Raw genomic sequence first — 2597 nt, forward strand, 5'->3', positions numbered from 1 at the left:
CTTTGCCTTGGCGATTGCAGCTTTCAGAGAGTCGACCTGCTCACGCCTGACGCCGGCATAGACGTTGTTGCGGTTCGCGGTTGCTGAGGCGAGCGCGGCGCGCGCCTGGTCCACCTGTGCGGTCAACTCCACCGCCGAGAGCGTCGCGAGGACATCGCCGGCATGTACCTGCGCGCCCTTCTTGACCGCAATCGAAACGAGTTGGCCGTTTACTTCCGGCTCCACCCTGACCTCGGTCGCCCGCACGACGCCAACGATTGCGGACGGCGATCCGGAACCACGGACGGAATAGATCACAACGCCCGCGACGAGCGCGAGTGCGATCGCGGCGATGGCGACACGCCTAGCTTTGCGCACGTGTCTGCCCTCTCTTGACGGCAAGCGCTGAGATCACGGCGAGCACGAAATAGGCGAGCGCCAAGCACCACAGTCCAAGCCAATCGTGTGCGACCTCCCAAATGCTGGCGCCGAGCTGGTTGATGCGCACGAGGCCGTCAATCGCGAAGTCGGCCGGGAACAGTCGGCCCAGGGCGATGGCCACATCGGGGATCGCCTCGCGCGGCCATGCGAAGCCGGCGGTGAAGAATTGGGGCAGGCTGGTTGCAAGGAGCAGGATGGTTGCATTTTCGGGCCGCGTGAACCAGGCGCCGACGGCCTGCCCCATGAAGCTCGTCGCAAGCAGGAAGACGGCAGCAAGCGCGAGCAGTTGTGGAAGATGCCCGAGCGTTGAAAAGCCATAGATGCGCGGCAGCACGATGAGATAAAGTGCGAGCGCCGGAAGGTAAATCGTCAGATGGGCGATGCCGCGGCCGAGCACGCCGGCGAACGCTCCGCCGCCGGTTGCCAGCGCAGTACGGGTCAACATCGCCGCACCGATCAGAAGGGTTTGCTGCAGGATCAGCACAAACGCCGCTGGGACGATGTAGCTTGCATAGCCGCCCACGGGGTTGAAGATCGGCTGCAGCAGAATGTCGGCCGGGCTCGAACTCGCCAGCTTCGCCTTGACAAGGCTTCCATCCGAGCGTGCGCCTCGCGAAACAAGCTCGGACGTCAATGTCCCAATTGCGGTGGCGACCCCGCTGGCGGTCGATCTGAATATGAACAAATAGGTGGCATCCGCGTAGATCGGAATGTGAGCGGTGATGCCCTTGAGCACGTCGCGCTCAGTGTTTGGGGGGATTTCGACGGCGGCAAAGGCCTTCCCACGATCGATTGCGGTGCGTGCCTCGGCGAGTGTACGGGTGCGGACCGCAACGCTCAATGCTCCGCTCGCATCCAGCGTCTCGACGATCTGGCGGCTGAGATCGCTCAGATCGTTGTCGACGACCGCGATGGGAAGCTTGCGCAGGATCTGATTCAGATAGGGTTGCGGATAATAAATGCCGTAGACCAAGGGAGCCAGGAACAGGAGGGTGAAGGCGCTCCGCGCGCCGAGCACGCGCCGCCACTCCGCCATGAAGGCGCCGCCGACGCCGCGGGGCGCGCGGCCGATCTCTGATTGCTCGGCTGGTCGCGCCGTCTCAAACCAGCCCCTGCGCTTGAGGCTCGCCATACGCAGCAAGGCGAGGCCAGCATAGAGCATCGTCAGGCCGGCGAGCGCCGCGAACGGAATGGCGGAGTCCGACACCGGCAATCCGCGTGCCGCTTGGCCCAACAACACGGCCATGTACCAGCGCAGCGGCAGTATCGCGCTCCAGACTTGCGCAAACGCATTCATGCCGATCGCGGGGAAGCCGACGCCGGCGTAGCCGAATGCAGGAGAGGCAACGAGGCCCGCAAGTCCCAGCCCCGTCGCCAGATCGCCGACCAGGAGCTGCAGCAGGGCACCGAGCGAGAGGTAGGCGACAATCAGGAGCGAGCCGGCGGCCACCATCAACGGAAGGTCTCCCCTGAAGGGGACTTGCAGCACGCCCTCCAGGAAGAGCGGCTCGGCAAGCATGATGAGGAGGAAGATGCCGAAGAGGGGCGCGAGCTTGCCGGCCAGCGCAACGACCGGGTCGCCTCCGGCACTTTCGAGCCAGGCCCGCGCGTCGCGCCGGCGGAATTCGGAGCCGACGGAATAGCCTGCCGCGAGCGTGATCACCACATGGATGATCGTCGGCAGCAGCGCACGGAGCAGGAACTGGGCATAGTTCTTTTGCGGATTGACAAGCGCGATGGTTTCCCCGGCCATCGTGCCGATCGAGGCTGGTGTGGGCGCTGCGTGCTTCGCGGGGGCTGCCACGGCGGCTGCGGCGGAAAGCGCATCGCTCAGCCCCGAGGAGGCAATGCCGGCCGCCGTCAGGAACTGCTGGTTGTAGAATCCAACCACCTGCGGACGGCGTTGAGCCTGCAGGTCGCGCTCGAAATCCGGTGGGATATAGATTGCCGAGATCGCCTTTCCGGACCGTATATCCTTCACGGCCGTGGACAGCGTACCGGAGCGGTCGACGATTTTCAGGCTCGGAGATGCCGCGACGTATTCCACCAGGGCACGCGATGCGTCCGACTTGTCCTCGTCGACGACCGTCACCCCGAGCCCCCGGATGACCGGATGGCTGAAGACCGTTGTGAGAACCACGAACGCGAAGAGAGGCACGCCAAAGATCAAAAGCAGC

General features: G+C 64.6%; 1 protein-coding gene and 1 pseudogene. Both read right to left on the reverse strand.

Translation table 11 applies throughout. The features are described 5' to 3' along the window. Positions 1–357, reverse strand: a pseudogene (locus tag AC5ZG1_RS43745) (HlyD family secretion protein); the annotation flags it as partial. Beyond that, the coding region (locus AC5ZG1_RS43750; RefSeq protein WP_496136500.1) for an ABC transporter permease at positions 344–2597 on the reverse strand (2254 nt) is incomplete at its 5' end. The pseudogene AC5ZG1_RS43745 and the gene AC5ZG1_RS43750, both read right to left, overlap by 14 nt.

The organism is Bradyrhizobium sp. Leo78, assembly GCF_059512425.1.